13 protein-coding genes and 3 pseudogenes are annotated in these 18752 nt (G+C 58.7%); 13 read left to right on the top strand and 3 right to left on the bottom strand.

Features of this window, described 5'->3' with window-relative positions; all coding sequences use genetic code 11:
* Window positions 1–86: 86 nt before the first annotated feature.
* On the top strand, window positions 87–974 hold the full coding sequence (locus EB231_RS32955) for a universal stress protein (RefSeq protein ID WP_069091080.1): 888 nt from the start codon (window positions 87–89) through the stop codon (window positions 972–974).
* Window positions 975–1150: 176 nt separating this feature from the next.
* A pseudogene (locus EB231_RS35835) lies at window positions 1151–1257 on the top strand (ATP-binding protein); the annotation flags it as partial.
* A gap of 477 nt (window positions 1258–1734) precedes the next feature.
* Here the strand turns inward: EB231_RS35835 and EB231_RS32950 are convergent.
* A complete protein-coding gene (locus EB231_RS32950; protein WP_172352462.1) occupies window positions 1735–2136 on the bottom strand; it encodes a hypothetical protein in 402 nt (133 codons plus the stop codon).
* A gap of 25 nt (window positions 2137–2161) precedes the next feature.
* Complete coding sequence (locus EB231_RS32945; RefSeq protein WP_172352461.1) at window positions 2162–2905, bottom strand: acetoacetate decarboxylase; 744 nt, start codon at window positions 2903–2905, stop codon at window positions 2162–2164.
* A 1195-nt stretch (window positions 2906–4100) separates the two neighbouring features.
* Here EB231_RS32945 and EB231_RS32940 point away from each other — a divergent pair.
* A complete protein-coding gene (locus EB231_RS32940; protein WP_246740830.1) occupies window positions 4101–4943 on the top strand; it encodes a radical SAM/SPASM domain-containing protein in 843 nt (280 codons plus the stop codon).
* An 89-nt stretch (window positions 4944–5032) separates the two neighbouring features.
* On the opposite strand, the pseudogene EB231_RS32935 reads toward EB231_RS32940, so the two are convergent.
* A pseudogene (locus EB231_RS32935) lies at window positions 5033–5893 on the bottom strand (GDP-mannose 4,6-dehydratase); the annotation flags it as partial.
* Window positions 5894–6543: 650 nt separating this feature from the next.
* On the opposite strand from EB231_RS32935, the gene EB231_RS32930 reads away from it, so the two are divergent.
* The 10 genes and pseudogenes from EB231_RS32930 to EB231_RS32885 all read left to right on the top strand — a co-directional run bounded on the left by EB231_RS32930 (window position 6544) and on the right by EB231_RS32885 (window position 18652).
* Window positions 6544–7848, top strand: a complete 1305-nt coding sequence (locus tag EB231_RS32930) for a lysine N(6)-hydroxylase/L-ornithine N(5)-oxygenase family protein (RefSeq protein ID WP_172353129.1) — start codon at window positions 6544–6546, stop codon at window positions 7846–7848.
* A gap of 758 nt (window positions 7849–8606) precedes the next feature.
* The gene (locus EB231_RS32925; protein WP_172352459.1) at window positions 8607–9386 is read left to right on the top strand and encodes a phytanoyl-CoA dioxygenase family protein; all 780 of its coding nucleotides are present in this window, start codon (window positions 8607–8609) and stop codon (window positions 9384–9386) included.
* 318 nt (window positions 9387–9704) lie between these two features.
* Complete coding sequence (locus EB231_RS32920; protein WP_172352458.1) at window positions 9705–11705, top strand: class I tRNA ligase family protein; 2001 nt, start codon at window positions 9705–9707, stop codon at window positions 11703–11705.
* A gap of 1463 nt (window positions 11706–13168) precedes the next feature.
* Window positions 13169–13237, top strand: a pseudogene (locus EB231_RS35830) (hypothetical protein); the annotation flags it as partial.
* A 25-nt stretch (window positions 13238–13262) separates the two neighbouring features.
* A complete protein-coding gene (locus tag EB231_RS32910) occupies window positions 13263–13466 on the top strand; it encodes a CCE_0567 family metalloprotein (protein WP_027033222.1) in 204 nt (67 codons plus the stop codon).
* Window positions 13463–13780: a ferredoxin III, nif-specific gene (gene fdxB, locus EB231_RS32905; protein ID WP_143977918.1), complete on the top strand. Its 318-nt coding sequence runs from the start codon at window positions 13463–13465 to the stop codon at window positions 13778–13780. The genes EB231_RS32910 and fdxB overlap by 4 nt, the downstream gene beginning before the upstream one ends.
* A 46-nt stretch (window positions 13781–13826) precedes the next feature.
* Window positions 13827–14138 (top strand): exopolysaccharide production repressor protein, encoded by a 312-nt coding sequence (locus tag EB231_RS32900; protein ID WP_246741050.1) that lies wholly within the window; start codon window positions 13827–13829, stop codon window positions 14136–14138.
* A 1752-nt stretch (window positions 14139–15890) separates the two neighbouring features.
* Window positions 15891–16451, top strand: a complete 561-nt coding sequence (locus EB231_RS32895; RefSeq protein WP_246740829.1) for a hypothetical protein — start codon at window positions 15891–15893, stop codon at window positions 16449–16451.
* 34 nt (window positions 16452–16485) lie between these two features.
* Window positions 16486–17472 carry a S8/S53 family peptidase gene (locus tag EB231_RS32890; RefSeq protein ID WP_246740828.1) on the top strand — a complete coding sequence of 329 codons (987 nt, stop codon included), beginning with the start codon at window positions 16486–16488 and terminating at the stop codon, window positions 17470–17472.
* 220 nt (window positions 17473–17692) lie between these two features.
* On the top strand, window positions 17693–18652 hold the full coding sequence (locus EB231_RS32885; protein WP_172352455.1) for a S8/S53 family peptidase: 960 nt from the start codon (window positions 17693–17695) through the stop codon (window positions 18650–18652).
* Window positions 18653–18752 lie beyond the last annotated feature (100 nt).

Genomic DNA, 18752 nt, shown 5'->3' with positions numbered 1-18752 from the left:
TCTGGTGCCACTCCCTTTTCCTCGCGCTGTGAGCCGGTCTTGCGGCATGAAACGCCCTCATCGAACACTCAGGAAGAAGCAGGAAAATGGGCTTTAAAACGGTACTCTGTTCGACCGGCGCTGACCATTCCGATCGGGACGTCAGAACTGCTGCCGGCTTGTGTGCGGAGATTGGCGCGCACCTTTCCGTACTGATCATACCCCCTCCGATGCTCCTTATGTCGCATCGGCGGATCGGAGATGGTGTCCCAGAGTGGCCGGTAGCACGTCGACAGGCAATTGCCAGACTGAACGATCGGTTTCGGCAAATCGATCGATTTACACAGAACGCGGTCAGACTGGAAAAACGCTCGAGAGATATTCAGAAACTGCTGGAATCTATGTCGCTCGCCTATGACGTTGACACCGACTATTACGATCCGGCCAGCCTCGGTGAAGTGGCACGACAGCGGGCGCTCTGCGCCGACCTCACGATCATCGGACCGGGGCTCCTCAACGACGAGAATCTCGGACCTCCTGTGGTCAACGGCTGCCTGTTCGATACGGGAAAGCCGGTGCTCGTTGTGCCGAAGGGGGCTGAGGCGACGCTGTGGCCACGGCGCGTCCTGGTCGGTTGGGATTCGCGAGTCGAGGCGTCTCGTGCGGTTCGAGAAGCGCTGGGCCTCCTATGCGTTGCTGAGGAAGTTCGTGTCGCCCTGGTCGATCCGAAGGCCAACTACAACGGGAACGGCGCGGAGCCTGGAGCCGACATCGCTGCCTATCTCACTCGGCACGGTGCTCGGGTGTCGGTTGACCTCCTACCAAGTGCCGGCAAATCGGCGGCCACGGTCCTTGCGCAGCACGCAATCGACATTTCTGCGGACATGATCGTCATGGGCGCCTATGGCAGCCGTCGGCTGCGTGAGCGGCTCTTTGGCGGTGTGACCAGATGGATCTTTGAAAAGCCGACATTGCCGCTGTTTTTGGCTCGATGACGGTTCCGGACCCGCACCGATGCTGTTCAAAGCTCTACTGTGACGCCTGCATTCATACGTAGATGGGCTCCATCGAAATAATCGATTTTACGAAGAGTAACGAACATGAAAAGCATTGCTCGGGAGGCGACGCCCGCCGGAAATCTCTCCAGTCATGCGCTGGTGTCGATCACGGCGACGGCGCCGGCATTTCGCCTCGCAACGGGCGCGGATTTTCGAGCCATTGTTCACCACACGCCGCGATTCCGGCGGCACCGGCATGGGCCTCGGCATCGTGCTGGCCCCCTGAAATAAGCCGCTCGCCCGCTCAGCGCTATGAGGGCGCGCTCGCGAGCGGCTTCGCGAACGCTGCGCAGGGACGCGACCCCAGTGAAGGCATACTCCAGCGTGGCTTCGCCAATTCCGTTTCGTTGGCCCCCCTCAAGCCGGTCTTCCAACCGAAGGCCGAACGCGCCAATTCGCCAGCCAACTCGATCAACGATTGTCTAAATCCGCAACCCGGGGCGGTTCGCTCGAGCTCGCTTGCTTGAGCACGGCACAGACGGGATCGCGAGTACGATGCTGCGGAATGGGAACGCACCCGTGCTTGGGCACGAGGGCCCCGAGCCAACGCGCATCGCGCCAATCGGCGTCACGTTCGAGATACATCACCGGCTGCTCGGCGCTTTTACGCTCGCATATGCGCCGGCACGCCGCTGGCGATCGATGACGCATCTGCCGACGAGGCTGCTCGTTCCACGAAAAAGCGATAAGCGCGTGATCAATGGGCAACCTCGTCGGGATCGAAAAGAGCGCTAAACCGGGTTGCTAGATCAATCCAGGGTGCCGCGTCGCCGCTCTCTGAAGCTATTCGAACGACCGCCGCCAGATAATCGGTAAAAGCCTTCAGTCTTATGGCGCCTTGCTCTGAGAGGCAGTCAATGGCGTCAAGCCGCTGGTAAACGGCAGCGAGCATATGTTGCACCAAAAGCAGGGAGGATGGGCAAGGGCAATCGCTCTTACTCGCGAGGCGCCTGCACTCGCTGCAAAGCGGCGGAATGTCCGCTAAGGCTAGGTCGCTGGAAAGACGCTGTATGAGATTGTCAGTGGCGTTCCTTGTCGAGAAGCCGTCCACCAGCTCCCCATCGCGTTGGTTCAATGAGATATCACTGTAAAAGTTCATGGTTTCTTCCTTTCCGATGGCGAGGCTAGGCTTCCGCGAGATAGTCGTGGACGACCTTCCCGAGCGCGAGCGTGAGATCTGCGACGAGGTGTACTGCCGAGACTACTTCCAGCACCGGCAGTTCGGCGACGGGAGCAAGCGCATGCGACCAGAGGTTCAGGGCTGCCGGGCCGGTCCAGGCGCCCCTCAGATGGACGTTCTCTAGATGATATTCCACGAGCTCACAGATGCGCGGCGTGCCGTCGACATGCGGGATAATTTTGAGGAGGAAGTTCGGTTCGGCGAGCGAGGCCCTCACGCTCGCGAGGTCGGCGGCTCGGTGCTTGTAGCCCATGGTACCCGTCGCGACGCGGACCGGCCCGTAGTCCAGCGTGCCAACAAGGGTATCCGTCTCCGTTCGGAGCGTTGGGCTAGCGAGCTTCTTGGGAAAGCCCCACAACTCGCGTCCGCCCGCTATCGGCGGATGGTCGTCGAGAAACATGCAGTGGGTATAGCTCCCCCTGCGGCCACAGAAGGAGACAGGGATGACCTGTCCGCCTTCCGTGTAGTCGCCGAAGCCCGTCGAGTCCGGCATGCGAATGAACTCGAACTTGACCATAGGCTCGCACACCTGAAGCGGCTCCGGCACAAGGTCGCGCAGTTTCTGCGGATCGGTGCGATATGTGATGATCAGATACTCCCGGTTGCGGAAGCGATATGGGCCGGCCGGGTAGGCCGGGCTGGTCAGGGGCATGGCGAAAGCTTTCCCACGGACGGTATCTTGGTGCATGTTTGAAATTCCTTTGTGCTGGATCAGGTGGGCTTAGATCGGTCTGCATGATGGCGGCGAGGCTCTCCGAGGTGCTGTCGTAGCCTCGTAAGGGATGCATGGCGTAATCGCGCGTAGCCATTTGCGCTGGGCAATTGCCTTGGGGCGCGAGGCGATGGTCGCGGACGCGGTTCCATGGCTCCGGTTGTGATCGAGAGGCAAGATTCGAGGTAAAGTGATTTTGTTCCTCATTTGAGGCGCTGCTTCCCGTCTGCCGTCGTGGTAGGAGGAGGTGGAGTGGCGGCCAGCTCCGATTTGTCCTCATGACGGGGTTTGCGGATCGACACGCATGCGCCATGCCAAATGAGAAATCGTTCAGTGCCCGCAGGACAGACGGCCTCGGCGAGCCAGTCGGGAGAGAAGGTCTTCGCCTCACGCGGATCAGATACGAATTCCCGAGCACTGCGGTGATGTAGCAAGAAGGCCTGCGACGCCACCAAACCTCTGTCGCGAAAATATGGAAGTGACGCGGTATCCGCCGTCTAGCCAAACAGCATACGCAGCATCCGGCAGCACGCACTCGACGGCCTAGCCCCATCGCCGGCTTCAGGAGAAAAGATCAGCTATGAGCCGGCAGGCAGTCCCTGCACGCGGCGGTCAGGTCGTGTAGATCTTCCGCGCACACAGCCGGCGCCGAAATGATGCTAGATGATGAGCCGACGCCAACATTACCGCAGGGGAGATAGCCAAGTCTGTCCTCAAGCGTATGAAATGCATGTCCAAAAGCTGACAGCGACAAAAAACATGTCTGGTCCAAAACCACCGGCCGCCTTGGGCGTGAGGTTTCTCGAAGCCTACTCGTGCAGTTGCTGCGGCTAAGCGCGCTGGCACGGCCTTTGCTGGAGATGCGGCAATATTGAGTGGGGGCTGACCGCATAAGAACGCGAGACGATTGATGGTCTGCTGCGCCATCTCGGCGGCGCGCCCGCTCAACGGTCACGGCTACACCTTTGGCAATGGCTGACGCGCGACTTTGCGGTTGCGCCGCCCTGCCGCGCCGATGCGCCCAAAGTTCGTTGATAGTCCGCTCGGCAGATTGAGGAAACCCAGGCGGAGATGGCTGGCTCATTCGGACTGTCTTGACCGTCGGTGTCATGAAGCCAAAGACACCATGCTGGACGTTATGCATGACCAAGACGAGTGGGAGTCACAACGAATGATTTTACCGGAACTGCGCTCTGCTATCCCAGCCGGCAGAGTTTTGGAGATAACGACGACCACAGGATGCATCGTGGGATGTTCATATTGTCCGCAGGACAAGTTCGCTGACCGGCAAAGAAAAGTATCTGATACGAAGCATCTTAGTCTTGGAGATTTCAAGCGCTGTCTGGCGCGCGTACCAGCCTCCGTCGACATTAGTTTTGCCGGGTATTCTGAGCCATGGCTCAATCCGGATTGCACCGAAATGGTCGAGCACGCTTCCGCCAAAGGCCACGGCATCAGGATTTTCACGACGCTTGTGGGAATGAAGGGGCGGGATCTACAACGCTTGCAGGCGCTGCGGTTGGGGGTATTCGTGGTTCATGTTTTTGATGATGGCGCCCACATGAATAGCCGCCTTGTCGGAGACAAGTATCGCGATTTGGTTGGTCAACTCGTCGACGCCGACATCCCTTCGATCCGATTCGTGGTTTTGGGTGAGCCCCATCCCGATATCGCCGACATTATCCCTGCCCAAGCCCTAGTTCGCGCGCGACCGGTGAGCAGCAGGGGTGGAAGCGTAGACCCTAAGATTGTAGAACCACGGCAGCCAGTCGTCGGAGCGCTGATATGCGTGGACGAACGGCAGTATCGGAATGTACTCCTTCCAAACGGCGAGGTTACTCTCTGCTCCATGGATTTTGAGCGGCGTCACGTATTGGGCAACCTTCTATGCGACGAATATGACGATCTCTTTAAAAGCCCAGTTTTTTGCGAAATCGTCGATCGCATGAATGGAGCGGCTGGTTTTCTGCTTTGCAGGATGTGTGAATTTGCCGATCCAAACGATAGGACCTGACTGACGCCGGCTGACCGCGGCGGGCCTGAAATGCCGACGTCCCTGAAACGGCAAGACGCACATGCCCGCGAAGTCATCGTGTTTTCACGTCACGCTAACACGATCCCGTAGGCGCGGCAGTCAGCCTCGACCATTTCCGAGACGAACTCATCGAAAGTGGTCTTCGGCTTTCAATCGAGTTTTGTCGGCTGCCTTGGAGGCATCGCCGATCAGCAGGTCAACCTCGATTGGCCCGAAACAGCGTTTGTCGATCCGGATCAGCGCTTGATTACTCATGCGTTCACGGCCCACCTCGTCAACGCCTTCGCCCTCCCACACGATCTCCTTTTCGACTCGCCTGAAGGCAAGCCCCGACAAAGGTGCGGACCGTGTGTGTCTCGCCGGTTGCCAGCACGAAATCGTCAGGTTGATGCTGCAAGATGCGCCACATGCACTCGACATAGGCGCGCGCCGAGCCCCAGTCGCGCTTTGCTTCCAGTTTTCCGAGATAGAGACAGTCCTGTTTGCCGGCCATGATCGAGCCACCGCACGCGTCACCTTGCGCGTGATGAAAGTTTCGCCGCGCGTCGGCCCTTCGTGATTGAACAGGATGCCATAGAACTCGTATACCTCGCGGTAGTTCATGGTGATCCAGTAGGCGTAGAGCTTCGCCACCGCATAGGTCGAGCGTGCCCTGGACCGAACCAAAGAGTTCGGAAGTTGACGCCTGGTAGAACCGCGTTTCTTTCTCGAGACGAAGAATGCGGATCGCTCAGCAGCAGCAGCGTGCCGAGCGTATCGGCATTGGCGGTGTATTCCCGTTCCGAAGGAGGCTGCACGTGGCTTTGCGCAGCCAGATTGTAGATTTCGACCGGCTGCGTTTCTTGCCGGAGACTGATCAGGTTTGCCGCATCCGTCGTGTCGCCGTAATGCAGGACCATGTCGGGATAGTCCTCATGAGGACCTTGATAACGGAAATTCCTTTGCAGGGATCGACACTCGGCGCCGGGGCCAGTCCTCGATGACGGCCGTGTGGAAAGTGGCGCCTGCAACGCTATGAAGTCGAAAAGTACGATTACGTGCAAAAATCGGCGCCGGTGCAAGGTTTCGGCCTCAATGTTGGGTACTCGACAGGATCGCAAACCTGCCTTCCGTTGCTTTTGCTGATGTTTTGCTCTGGCACGTTCGATGCAGGGGACCTCCCGAACCCAGCAGCGGATGTCTTCTATGATCAAACCCACGGAAAAATGCTGTCGCCGCACTCATGACCGTGCCCTAGCTGGTCGCCAAGCAGGCCGAAGGTCGGCTCATCACGGTCGAGGCGGGCAACCGAGCCCAATTGCAATGAGGGATAGGCTGCGAAAGCATGTCACTGACCACTCCGGGTCATCGAGGCGGGAGTCTTGATGCCAGCCACGCGCAACATGTCGTCGGCATGAGTGCCGATCTCATCACGGAGCCGGCATCCGCGGGCGTCACACCCGATACTACGAACGCCCGGACAAACTGTTGCAAGTCCTGTGGTGTCGATGATGCGTGCGGGGAGGGCAAGCCGACCGGCTATGGCCGACATTCGCCGCGTACAGCGCCTGATTGGGAGGCGTCAGCAGGAGCAAGGCACCTGGAGCTCTCTTGCATTGGGATCGGTGCTGGCCCGTCCAATTTGAGCCTCGCGTGTCAGATCCATGAGCAGGTTGGGCACGGGGCACTGTTCTTGGATCGGCAAGTCGACTTCCGCTGGCATCCAGGCAGCGCATTCGAGTCCTCAGAACTCCAGGTCAGCCACATCAAGGATCTGGTCACGCTGGTGAATCCGCGATCCGCCTACACGTTCATAAACTACCTGCACGAGAACGGGCGTCTATACCACTTTCTGAATGCACAGTTCGATGCTGTGCTCAGGGCTGAGTTCGAACAATACCTGAACTGGGCGTTCCGCAGAAACCCACTTGTGCGCGGCGGCGAGACCGTCCGCGAAATACGCTATGATGGCGAGTTTCGGGTGCGGACGGACGATGCAGTTCTCAGTGCCAGAGACCTAGTGGTCGGCATCGGTAAGCAAGCGCGGATTCCCCCTCAATTTCAGGGCTGGATCGGACGCAACCTGTTCCATTCATCCGATTTGCTGCACATCCATCCTGAGGTGCGCCATAAACATGTTTGCATCGTTGGTGGAGGCCAGTCGGGAGCCGAGGTGCTGTTGCATTTGGTCGGTGGGCCAAGAGAACGGCGGCCTGCCTCGATCACCTGGGTCTCGCAGCGCGAAAACTACCTGCCCCTCGACAACAGCCCGTTCACAAACGAGTTGTTCATGCCCTGTTTTTCGGATCGTTTCGCGGTAATGAGCGAGCCGCAGCGCAAGCTGTTCCTGCGGCGTTTCGTGCTCGCCTCGGATGGTATTTCGGATCGCACTTTGCGCGCCGTCTACCAGGCGCTGTATCGCCACGAATTTCTTGAGCCAGACCTATGTGACATCGCACTGCGGCCGGGTTGCAACGTTTCGCGCTGCATCAACGCCGGCGCGGGTCATAAGTTGACGCTGCAGCGCGGCTTGGGCGACGTCGAAGAAGTCACGGCCGACATCGTCATCCTGGCCACCGGTTACGAGAACGCCGTGCCAAGCTTTTTGGAACCGATGGCGGATCGGCTGCAACAGACCGACAATGAGTTGGTCATCAACGAGGATTTTTCGGTGTGCTGGGACGGACCGCGTGACAGACGCATCTTCGTACAGAACGCCAATCCCGGGCAGCGCGGGCTGGCCGATCCGAACCTAAGCCTGCTGGCCTGGCGAGCTCGCCGCATTCTTGACAGCCTTCTACAGCGCGCGCCGTGCGCGAACCCTGAGCATCCTGGCTTTATCAGCCGTACCACCGTCGAGAGCTGGCCCGACCCGGTAGCCGAAGAAATGGGCAGCGGGATATGACTCAGCGACTACTGATCATCGGCGGTGGCATCCAAGGAATTTTATCCGCCTCCGCCGCGGCGCAGTCCGGAGCCCGCTCCGGACTCATCGTGACTGAACATGCCCTTGGACCTATGGGCGCATCGCTTAATTCTGCGGGCGAGAATTTGCCCCACGGTCGTCGAAACCGTACAAGGTCGCTCACTCGAAAGTGCCCAGTGGCCCTAACGGCCATGGCTGCGTCGGCCGTCAGCGGAGGCCTCCCGCCCGTAGCGATGCGTGTGGTGGCTGAAGGAGAGGTAAGTGATGGGGACCAGCTTAGGGAACCCGAGGACCCGGCTTGGCCTCGGATGGGCAGTCTAGCGCCGAACTTGTGCGGACAATACTCGTTTTTGGAGCATCGATGGACCCGATGCCAGCGACGTGCCTCCCTGATCGCCCGACCCGAACGGGAACTTGTCGCAAACATTTGCGCGGCGCACGACTTGCGTTGCGTCAGGCTGCACGAAAGGTCCTCTTATCGGGCAGTCGCACCATCAACAGCATGCTCGGCCGTGACTACTATGCAGACGTACCGGATCGATAGATCTTTACGGGCCTGGGCGATCTCTCCATTGAGGAGGGACAACAAAGCCTTGCAATCCACCCGGAGCGGAACGCACTTTGCGTCGCCGTCTGCATGCCGTGGAGTATCGTCTCCGGCCCACACCCTGACGGCGCCCGACTGCCTCTAACCGGAATGTTTGACCAACCACTCTTTCCAACAGGAGGCTTTTCGCATGTTGACCGATGCACACAGAGAAAAGTGGCAGAAAGACGGATACGTCAGGCTCGAAAGGTTCTTCGATCCCGCGGCTGTGGAAGGTATGTCTAGCTTTGTTGAAGACATATCACGCTGGGATGTCAGCGATGATAAATGGCTCATGTGGTTCGAGAAGACGACTGATGATCGAAAGATCACCTCTAAGGCCGAGAATTTTCTGGACTTCCATGACCCATTGCGTCTGCTCCTCCTAGAAGATCAGCGCATAAACTCTGCGGTCGAGGATTTGCTTGGCGAAGATTCGCGCAGACTCAAGGAGTTGCTGATCTTCCACTATCCCGATAGCGGCGGTTATCGCCCGCATCAGGACATTTATCACATTCCACACAGGCTGCCCGACCGGATGGTCCATGCGATCGTTGCCATAGGCATTGACGATTCCGACCCGGACAATGGTGGCCTTTTCTTCAGCCCCGGCAACCACAAGAAGGGGGTATTTCCCATGGATGCCGGCGGGGTGATTGATCCTGAGGTCGCCGAAACATTCTCCTGGGAACCCGCAGTATGGAAGGCTGGCGACATCTTCATCTTCGACGATTATGCACCGCATTACTCGAAGCCGAATAAAAGCAATCGTTCGCGGCGGACGCTCTACTTGGTGTTCCAGCGTGCTTCAACCGGTGGACCGACCCGCGCTGAATATAACGTGCTTAAGCGCGCCCTTAATCCGCCAGAGGGCAAAGTGGCTGATCTCGACAACCTCAAGCTCCCAAACGGCATTTTCTATCGCGATTGAGCTCACGGAACCAGGCGGGAATGCAAACGAAACTGATCGGCCGCCAAAAAAATGCGCGGAGAGCATGGTTTTGATTGCCGGCTACTGGAGCATCGCCTGCAGTCCGTCACGACGCTTCGGTATGTCGATGTGAAGGTGTCGCCGGGCGCTCTTCTGTGACGCCTAAAGCCCTCCTGGCGCCCGTAGTTTCGCCCGCCTGGGGCCCAGAGCCGGACTATTCTGACGGGGGCCAACGTGTCGGGCTGCCTTCGCAACTTGCAGCAGATGCTGTTGCGTCGGCAGCCGAAGAGACCACTGTTTCGACAGCTGAGGTTCGTCATGCGGAAATCCACGTTTTCTCGAACGCAGCTGTCGCGGGTGTTCGGTATCGACATGGCTGCGCTTGGGACGGGAAGCGCGGGCACCGGGTTTTCATTTGGCAAGGTGGCACCAGGCGTCACATCCGAGCCCCATCGGCACGACGAAATCGAGGCCTTCGTGGTCCTGTCTGGAGCGGGCAAGGTCAGGACCGACCTTGGGGAAATCTCGGTCGCAGCCGGCGATGTCGTTCTGTTCCATCCTTTTGAAGCGCATGTGCTGCACAACGATGGGCTCGAAAACCTAAACTTCGTCGATGTCTACTGGTGCGACGGCAAGGCGGCCCTCGAAGCTGCTGCACAGGTCGCGATTCCCCGCGGGCCGATCTTCGTCTTCTCCACGCCGCCGACGCCTAATGGCGATCTGCATCTGGGGCATCTTTCTGGCCCTTATCTTGGCGCCGATGTCTACACGCGTTTCCTGCGCATGAAAGGGGTCGAAGCCTATCACCTGACTGGAAGCGACGATTACCAGAGCTACGTCGCCACGCGTGCCGATGCCGATCAATCGACGCCCGGAAAGGTGGCGCGCCACCACGCCGACGAGATTCGAGCCACGCTTGCGCTTCTCGACTGTGAGGTCCACAGCTTCCTCCCCACCTTGGGCGATAGCGCTTATGCAGAGTTTCAAGCCGCGTGTTTCCGTAGTCTTCTGAGCAGCGCGGCGGTAGATCTGCGCCAAAGCCCTGCGCTCTTCGATGCTGTGACAGGCGACTACCTTTACGAGCCGGATGTAAGCGGCCTCTGCCCCGATTGCGGCAGCTCCGCTGGTGGCAACATCTGCGAGGAATGCGGCGCACCGAACCTATGCCACGACCTAGATGCAGTCCGGTCGCGGCACTCGGCCGAGGCGCCGGTGGTCGGCTCCGTGCGCCGTCCCGAACTTGCGCTGGAACGGTGCTACGACAATATCGACCGGCATTTAAGGGCGTCGGGCGCCCCCGTTCGGATCATGGACCTCTTCGCGCGTCTACGCCAACGCGGCGACTTTTCCGTGCCCATCATCCACCCGTCGGACTGGGGGCTACCGGCCGAGGGGTTCCCGGGGCAGGTGACCTGGGTCTGGCCAGAGATGGCGTTTGGCTTTCTTTACAACATCCAGACGCTAGCTACATCGCTCGGTCGACACTGGAATGCGGCCCTGCCCAGCAAGGACTGGCAAATTGTCCATTTCTTCGGCTTCGATAATTCCTTCTACCACGCCCTGCTTTATCCGGCGCTTTATGCTGAGGTCTTCTCCCACTGGACGCCGCGCATCCGGTATCATGTGAACGAGTTCTACCTGCTCGACGGTCAGAAGTTCTCGACAAGCCGCAGCCATGCGGTCTGGGGCAAAGAGGTTCTGGGCCAAAAGACAGTCGATGTCGTACGTCTTCATTTGGGCCTGACACGCCCGGAAGGTGAGCGGACGAACTTCACGCTGGACGCGCTACGCCGCACAGAGAACGAGGTGTTCCAAGGAATCTGGCTGAATTGGCTTGATGCGCTGCACGGGGAAATCAAGCAGAACTTTGGCGGCTGTGTGCCCGATGCTGGCGACTGGGCTCCCGCCGATCGCGCTTTCTTTGCTCGGATAGAGATCCATCGCGCGGCGATGGAACGCGCCTATTCGGACGATGGCTTCTCGGTCCGGCGCGCGGCCGCGCTGGCCTGCGATTTCGTGAGCGATTGTGTAGTCTACCGACAGGCGCAAGACTATGAAGCGGCGCGACGTCTCTATCCCGCCCGCACCCGCACTTCGCTCGCCCTTCAGACGACGGCCGCTGCGATCCTGGCGCAGACACTCGCACCGCTGATGCCCCGATTCGCCAGCACGCTGGCGCGAGCTATCGATGGCGTCTCGACCGAAACATGGCCCACGTCCGTCCGGCGCCTTGCGCCAGGAACGACCTTTGATCTCGGACCCGTGCTAGGCTTCTACGCCAGAGCAGAGTTTCCTGTTCTCAATGAGGAGGAGGCATAATAGCCTATCGTGATTTCGACCAGATTTGGGCGGCAATCAAAGCCGAGGATGCCGAAGCTTTACTCGCTACCACTGGCTGCCCGAAGGCCACTCCCAGACCAGGTACAAACACTGGCCGACCGTAACCAACATATCGTCGAGACGCCGGCCCGCGCCTTGGAGGATCGCTCGGTTGACAGCTTTCGGGCGCTTGGTGCGGCAAATGCCGAGCGGGCTGCACTGCGCTGACCAACTTTTTCGGAATCGCGGAATTTCCGACCTATAGCCAGCCGATCAAGAAGGTCATGCGGTTCGGGCCGCTGGGTCGGCCTAGCTGTGCGCGCCCGCGCTTCGCCGGCGGCGAATGATGCTAGATGAGCCGACGCCAACATTACCGCAGGGCAGATAGCCAAGCGGTTTCGCCCTCAAGCGTCCGACGCATGATGCGTGTCCAAAAGCTGACAGCGGCAGAAGACATGTCGGGTTCAAAACAACCGGCCGTCTTGGGCTTGTGAGGTTTCGAGGCAGAATCACGCATTTACTGCGGGCAAAGCGCTGGCATGACGTTTGCTGGTTGAGATCGGCAATACTGAGTGAGGGCTGAACGCATGAGAACACGCAAGACTTTGATGGTCTCCTAACCGGTGTGTTCCGTTCTGAGAGAACCAGCTCGCGCATAAACGTCAGGAAAGGTGTGGGAATGGAGAACAACATGTTGCGTAGAGAGTCCCCCGGCTCCTCTGATCAAAGTGGACGACTGGCTGCGTGGCAAACCTCTCACGAACTTTCAGCCCGGCAAGGTGTCGGGATGACAAGTGGAATGGAACCCTGATCAATTCGCCCATTTTCTGCGGCGCGCCCGCAGTAACTGTGTCCATGGAGCACAGGATCGACGGTTTGTTCCAGGTCAGGGCTCGGACCTTAGACTGCCAACCGAATAGCCGCCGCGGCGATATTCGACGCGAATTTGGCCCGTCGTTGAAGACGTCACAGTCCAGGACCTGTTCAAGGTCGGCCACAGGGGCAGCATTTACGTGGAATCGGCCTGGCGAGGCCGGACGTCGGCTGCGTAAGCGAGCCCGAAGTCGGCGTAACCGAAAGCAGAAATCTTCCGTTGAGGACCAGACCTGAAATTGAGGAAACGAAATGTCTCACGCAGCGCTTGGCCCTGCCGTCAACAAGGATGGCGAGGCCCTTTCCCGCCCGTTCGTCAAATGCCTCCTGCGGCTGATCCGTGCTCAGGATTTTCACGGCTCATGCCAACGGAAATCGGACACCGGGCTGCTGGCCGATTTTTTATCACCGAGGAACTGCGCCGGAATATCCACTCACTGACAATCCGGATCCGGACGTGCTGTGGAGGCTCGACATGTCGGAGCTGGCGATCGAGGAGCGCTCAGGCGTGATGACATTGTCAACAACAGAAATCAAACGTCTGTCGAGACGTCTACCGGTTCGGCTTCGAGACTCTCCGGAAACTCGCGGATACCAGCGCGAGACTGGTCGGCGATGCGACTTCAGCTATTGCCTATCCCGACGTGGCGCGGGCGTGAAGAAACCCATTTTCGAGGAAGGATCATGTCAAACCTGGATGAGATGGCGAAGAAAGTCCGAAAGCTTCAACTGCGCGCGGCAATTGCCAAGACGAACTTGCGCGACCTTGCCGAGGGTCTCCCGGTCAAATGGATTGAGATAGAGGAAGTCGCCGAGAAAACGCATGCCGTTTATGCCGAGTTGGATGGTGCCAGGAGAGAGCTTGCCAAAATGAAGACTTTGCGATGAGGGACACATTCATCAGCCGCGACGGCTCCATATGGGTGCCGGAATATCTGATCGCTATAGATGGCAAGATCTGTATCGGCTGCGGCCGCTGCTTCAAAGTCTGCTCGCGCGAGGTCATGCATCTTTACGGCGTCGATGACGCGGGTGAAATCCTCGGCGCCTGCGACGCCGATGACGACGATTTCGATGGTGAGCTCAATCGCATGATCATGGTTGTCGACCATGCCGGCCGCTGCATTGGCTGCGGAGCCTGCGGCCGCGTCTGCCCAAAGAACTGCCAGACTCATGTCGCGGCCGACCAGATCGCAGCATGAGCTGCATGATTTGACGAGACAAACCAGGAGAACGGCGTTGAACTTCATGATCTTTTGTCGGCTCCTGGCGCTGCTCTTGTGCGGCACCGCTGCTACCGTTTACTTCGCTTCGCAGTCGATCCGTCTAACCGTCGTCGCCACGCTGGCCTGCTCGCTGCTGCTCCAGATGGTTTATTTCGCAAGTGTGCTCTTTCTGATTTGGCGATCCAGCTCCGCTGGCAAAGCCGGGCAAGGCGCTGAGCTTTTCGATGGGTCCCAGGAAGTTCGGTACCAGTCGCGCGACGATGAGCATAGGAATGAAGCTCAAGATGTGCCACAGCGCAATCAAACGCTCGGCATATCGCTGCTCCTCCCTTGAGGCGCCGTAACAAGATCAGAGCTCAGATTCGTCACTTTGTTCAAGTTTGATTATTGAGGTCATGGCCTGGTATGGTCGAAGGCGACGGCATTCTCATCGTTCTAACGCCAGGGGAATGCAGTTTCGGTTCTCCGGGCAATGGTAGTCGATCGCAGCGCGCTGCACGCGGGTTGCTTCATCTCGAAGGCGAACGAAGCGCCGGAAAACTTAACATGTGTGAAGGCGGCACATGTCCGGCTCTGCCACAGCCGTATGATGAGCCTCAAGAACCGCGCCTGACGCGCCCACCGCCCAAACAATCCGCACTCGCCGGGCTGCGCAACCCGACCAGCTCCGCCCGGCGAGCGCTCCTCGTCGCGCTTATGCAAGCGGAGGCAATAAGTGGACGCCGATCTGGAGTGCGGCCCTGAGGGTGGACAGATATAAGGCTGCTGATTTGCCAGTCTGCCGGATGTGTTGATCCTCGAACTGCTGTCCGCATCCTCGGCGACATCGCCGTATCGCCGCTCGAGCTCTTGGCATTGCCATGTCGTGCGACGGGCCTGCTGTCGCCCGCTGCCGCGCGGATATCTTGCACCCTATTTACCTCCGTGCCGAGGCGACCTGGCCCGCGCTGTTTCGAAGCACCGCCTGAGGGCGCTCGAGTGCCTCAATGAACTAAGTCTGGGCCAAAGCCGGAATAACGCGTCTAACCTTCGTTCTTCGTGGCCTCGACGGCTCACTTGCTGGGGCGTTACATCGCGAGGTCGCCGAAGGGCTGATTGGCCTACGGCGCGGCCATGCCGACTGTGGCGATCCTCGCGATCTGCCCGCCACATTCGCCGCGCCGTCTCTCGTGGCCGCGCCCTCTGCATTGAAGGTAAACATCCGCCCTGTCCGTCAGCCTGCGAACAGTTCGGAGCTAAAACCCGGTCACCACCAGTTCGCCAGGTCGAAATGGCATCGAACAGCCTGGTGAGTGCGCTCTGGTTAAGGTGTAGGTCGATGCCGAGAGGCCTCGTTCGGCATTGTCCGATAGCCGACAATGTCGGGTACGCAACGTAGAGGAAGCTGACTCTCGGGTGTTTTTTAAATGCTTTTGGCTTGGCACGGCAGATGCTCGTTACTGCGCAAAACGCACGGATTGAGTGGTCCCACCGCCACGAAAGTCGCTAGCTTACGCCGCCTCCCAAGGCGAACCCGGCCCGGCAGGGAGCTCCGTCTCTGCCGGGCGTGCCTTTTCAGACGATTCGCGTACAGAACTTCAAATTGGGCGGCGCAATGTCCGACTGAAGAGGATTGCGTCGAATGGAAAATGAAAGCCGTTTCGAGGCTCTCCGACGCATGGCTGGAGCGAGAAGGGAGTGTTGCCATGCGGGAGGGTTCCCGCTCAGCGTGTTCGTCGATATCCGGCAATTGTGTCGGCTTTGTCGGTTCGACGACACGGCCTTGGTTGGCCGGCGTCTTGGACGTTTTGTCTAAGCCGCTGAAAACAAACATACTATTCCTTCTATGGCGCCGTCATCTAGATCGGCATGAATTTTGCTCGCTTCCGTTGAGAGGGCGGGAGCTGCTTGCCAGGGAGAGCGAAGAGATGGCTCGGGCGAAATTGAAGGACGGGAGATCACAGATTTGTTGCGAATGAACACGTTGGCCGCTGGCGGCCATGCGTCTGCGGCTGGACCCTCCGTGTGGTTTGAACATGCGGCAAGGGACTGCAGTACGCGTGTCGATCACATGATTTGCTGGCGGATCCAACGATGGGGGTTGCAGATGTGCATACGGTCGGCGAGTTACGTCCTGTTCGTGATGGCATTCTTCGCCAGCCCGATAACTGCGAACGGACAGGAGACCAGCCTTGTCGGCATTTACCAGGGTTCGGAGCTAACCGCGGCCGCCAACCATCTGGAACAAGGCGGATACGAGCTGTCGGGCGGTACCAAAGTGTCTTTCGACAAGTGGTACCATAGCAAATGGATCGACATGCGATTCGAAATGTTGACGCAGCTGTCGGATGATTTCGGTCTCCTGTGGGGTGCGAGCACCGGCCAACATGCCGAAAAGGTCCGAATCGAGCCAGGTGTGAAACTCGGCCTTATTCTGCAAAAGCGACCGACACCGTCCACGACGCTTTCTCTCACCGTCAGTTCGATTTTGGGCGGGAACCTGACGGAACGACCTTGCACGGCTGACTATGGCGCCGTCGGCGGCTTCCAGACAGTGAATTGCCGTCTGGCCGCGTCGCAACTCCGGCCTGCGGACACGCTGAAATATATGGCAAACATCAATCCAAGCCGATTGAAAGTCGATCTCCGGTTCAGGGGTGAATTCTAGAGATAGGGAAAGGCATAGGCGGTACATTTCGTTGATGAAGAACAATCCAGACAGGAAGTCTATTATGCACAAAACACAATTGTTCCCGGCAGGTTTCGTTGTCGGTCTTATAGCGTGCCTGTTGGCTGCACCCGGTTTCGCGGGTGATCTCGATGCCGGTATCAGCCGCAAAGGAACGACCGGTACTCCAGCCGCGGAAAGCAGTAGCTCGGGCTGTCCACAAAATGCCGACGGCACATTCTGCTGGATGAGCCCAGATGTTGGTGAAGCATGGACATCAGGCTTTATCGGTTCCGGCGTATCGATAAATGTCATAGATGATTTCAAGGAACAGCCATTTGATGCAGACCTCGGTCGCGGTACGCAGAGGCAGCGACATGGAGATTGGGTCGCTGAAATTGCCGGCATGGTCGCCCCTGGCGCAAACATATTCAAGTATGACTATCTCGAGGGGTCTTCGATCGGGCTGCAGGACGGCCTCAATATCATCAATGCAAGCTACCGCATTATAGAGCCACTGAGCCAGCATCCGCGCGAGCAGGCGATCGTCGATGCCGCCTGGGCGGGCACTGCCATCGTCACAAAGAGTGCCGACAACTACAGCAACGAGGTAGGTAGGCCGCACGAAGGGGATTTCGATGGGCTAACCCTCGGGCTGATCGGGGCGCCATCGGCAATCTTCATGGGTGCGCTCGACCATAATGGCACTCCCGGGAACAAGACGCGGCTGGCCCGATACTCGAATTATCCCGGCTCAAACCCCGAGGTGCGGAACCAGTTCCTGACCGTGGGTGTCGAGGGTGACAAGACTGGCCTATACGGCACGTCTTATGCGGCACCTGTGGTTGCAGGCTATGCCGCCATCCTTGGCAGCAAGTTCACGTCCGCAACTCCGACACAGATTACTAATCAGCTGCTGGATACAGCCAGGACCGATACGCTCGTCAACTACAATCCGGCGACTTACGGCCGCGGCGAAGCCAGCCTTTCGAGGGCGCTGGCACCCGTTTCGATCCACTAGACTGCCACCCTACCCTCATGCGTCCGAACGTGGGTGGATCGCGGCGCCCAGGCTGTGAATTGCCGTCTGTGGCGTCGCTGCTCCAGCTGGCGGACACGTTGAAATACCTGGCGAACGCTCATCTGAATCCGCTGAACATCGGTCTCTGGTTCAGAGGTGTTCTAGCCATGGTGAAATGCTTCGTCTTGTTGATGAAGAACAGTTCAAACAGGAGAGTTGAATGCAGATAAAGCGATTGTTGCCGGTGGCGTACCTTGCCAGTCTTGTCCTATGGACGTCGGCACCACCCGGTTTCGCCGATGACCTCCAATCCAGGCTCGCCGGCGATGGAGGAGCTGCAAGGCCAGCCATGGACGGCAGCAGCTCGCGTTGCCCACAAAATGCCGATGGCACCTTTTGCTGGATGAGCCCGGACGTCGGCGCAGCATGGGCCTCGGGCTATAATGGGTCTGGCGTGTCGGTAACTGTCATAGATGACTTCACAAGTAACATGGGACAGGAGGGGGATCTCGGCCATGGCTCCCAATGGCGGCAACATGGGCAGTGGGTCGCTCAAGCAGCCGGCATGGTCGCGCCTGGCGCAAACATAACCGAGCTTGACTTTTCGGAACAAGTTCCGCTCACGCTGAAGCAGGGCCTCAATGTCATTAATCTGAGCTATGGCCTTGAGGAACCAGTGAGCGGGTACCGGCTTGAGCAGTCGATTGTCGATGCGGCTCGGGCGGGTGCTGCGGTCTTCACAAAGGCAGCCGGCAACGGGTCCGTAGCGGTAGATACCCTTGCCGATGGGGATATTGATTTCCTTTCTCTCGACCTGATTGGGAAGCAATCGGCAATCTTTGTGGGTGCGCTAGAGCGCAATGGCACTCCCGAAAACAAGGCAAAGCTCGCCTCCTATTCGAATTACGCCGGTTCAGATTCGGAGGTGCAGAACCAGTTCCTGACTGTGGGGGTCGATAGTGACAAGATTGGGCTATCCGGCACGTCTGTCGCGGCACCCGTGGTTGCAGGCTATGCCGCCATTCTGGGCAGCAAATTCACGTCAGCAACACCGACACAGATAGCTAATCAGTTGCTGGATACGGCTAGGACCGACACGCTCGTCAACTACAATCCGGCGACTTACGGCCGCGGCGAGGCCAGCCTTTCGAGGGCATTGGCACCCGTTTTGATCAGGTAGACGAGCACTTCGATCGAGCAGCGGAAATTTCTGTGAGGCGTTGAGCGCCACAAAAATCGCCTCCCAGAACTCGCCTCAGCAACTGTGCGGTTCTGCCGAT

Source organism: Mesorhizobium sp. NZP2298 (assembly GCF_013170825.1).
Taxonomy (GTDB): Bacteria; Pseudomonadota; Alphaproteobacteria; order Rhizobiales; family Rhizobiaceae; genus Mesorhizobium.
The sequence above is the reverse complement of the archived record's forward strand: the minus strand, read 5'-3'. Positions and strand labels throughout refer to the sequence as shown.

Bases quoted from the DNA above. Each gene is read 5' to 3' on its own strand.
- EB231_RS32955 (WP_069091080.1), top strand. From the start codon at position 87: ATGGGCTTTAAAACGGTACTCTGTTCGACCGGCGCTGACCATTCCGAT.
- EB231_RS32950 (WP_172352462.1), bottom strand. From the start codon at position 2,136: ATGAACTTTTACAGTGATATCTCATTGAACCAACGCGATGGGGAGCTG.
- EB231_RS32945 (WP_172352461.1), bottom strand. From the start codon at position 2,905: ATGCACCAAGATACCGTCCGTGGGAAAGCTTTCGCCATGCCCCTGACC.
- EB231_RS32940 (WP_246740830.1), top strand. From the start codon at position 4,101: ATGATTTTACCGGAACTGCGCTCTGCTATCCCAGCCGGCAGAGTTTTG.
- EB231_RS32925 (WP_172352459.1), top strand. From the start codon at position 8,607: ATGTTGACCGATGCACACAGAGAAAAGTGGCAGAAAGACGGATACGTC.
- EB231_RS32920 (WP_172352458.1), top strand. From the start codon at position 9,705: ATGCGGAAATCCACGTTTTCTCGAACGCAGCTGTCGCGGGTGTTCGGT.
- EB231_RS32910 (WP_027033222.1), top strand. From the start codon at position 13,263: ATGTCAAACCTGGATGAGATGGCGAAGAAAGTCCGAAAGCTTCAACTG.
- fdxB (WP_143977918.1), top strand. From the start codon at position 13,463: ATGAGGGACACATTCATCAGCCGCGACGGCTCCATATGGGTGCCGGAA.
- EB231_RS32900 (WP_246741050.1), top strand. From the start codon at position 13,827: ATGATCTTTTGTCGGCTCCTGGCGCTGCTCTTGTGCGGCACCGCTGCT.
- EB231_RS32895 (WP_246740829.1), top strand. From the start codon at position 15,891: ATGTGCATACGGTCGGCGAGTTACGTCCTGTTCGTGATGGCATTCTTC.
- EB231_RS32890 (WP_246740828.1), top strand. From the start codon at position 16,486: ATGAAGAACAATCCAGACAGGAAGTCTATTATGCACAAAACACAATTG.
- EB231_RS32885 (WP_172352455.1), top strand. From the start codon at position 17,693: ATGCAGATAAAGCGATTGTTGCCGGTGGCGTACCTTGCCAGTCTTGTC.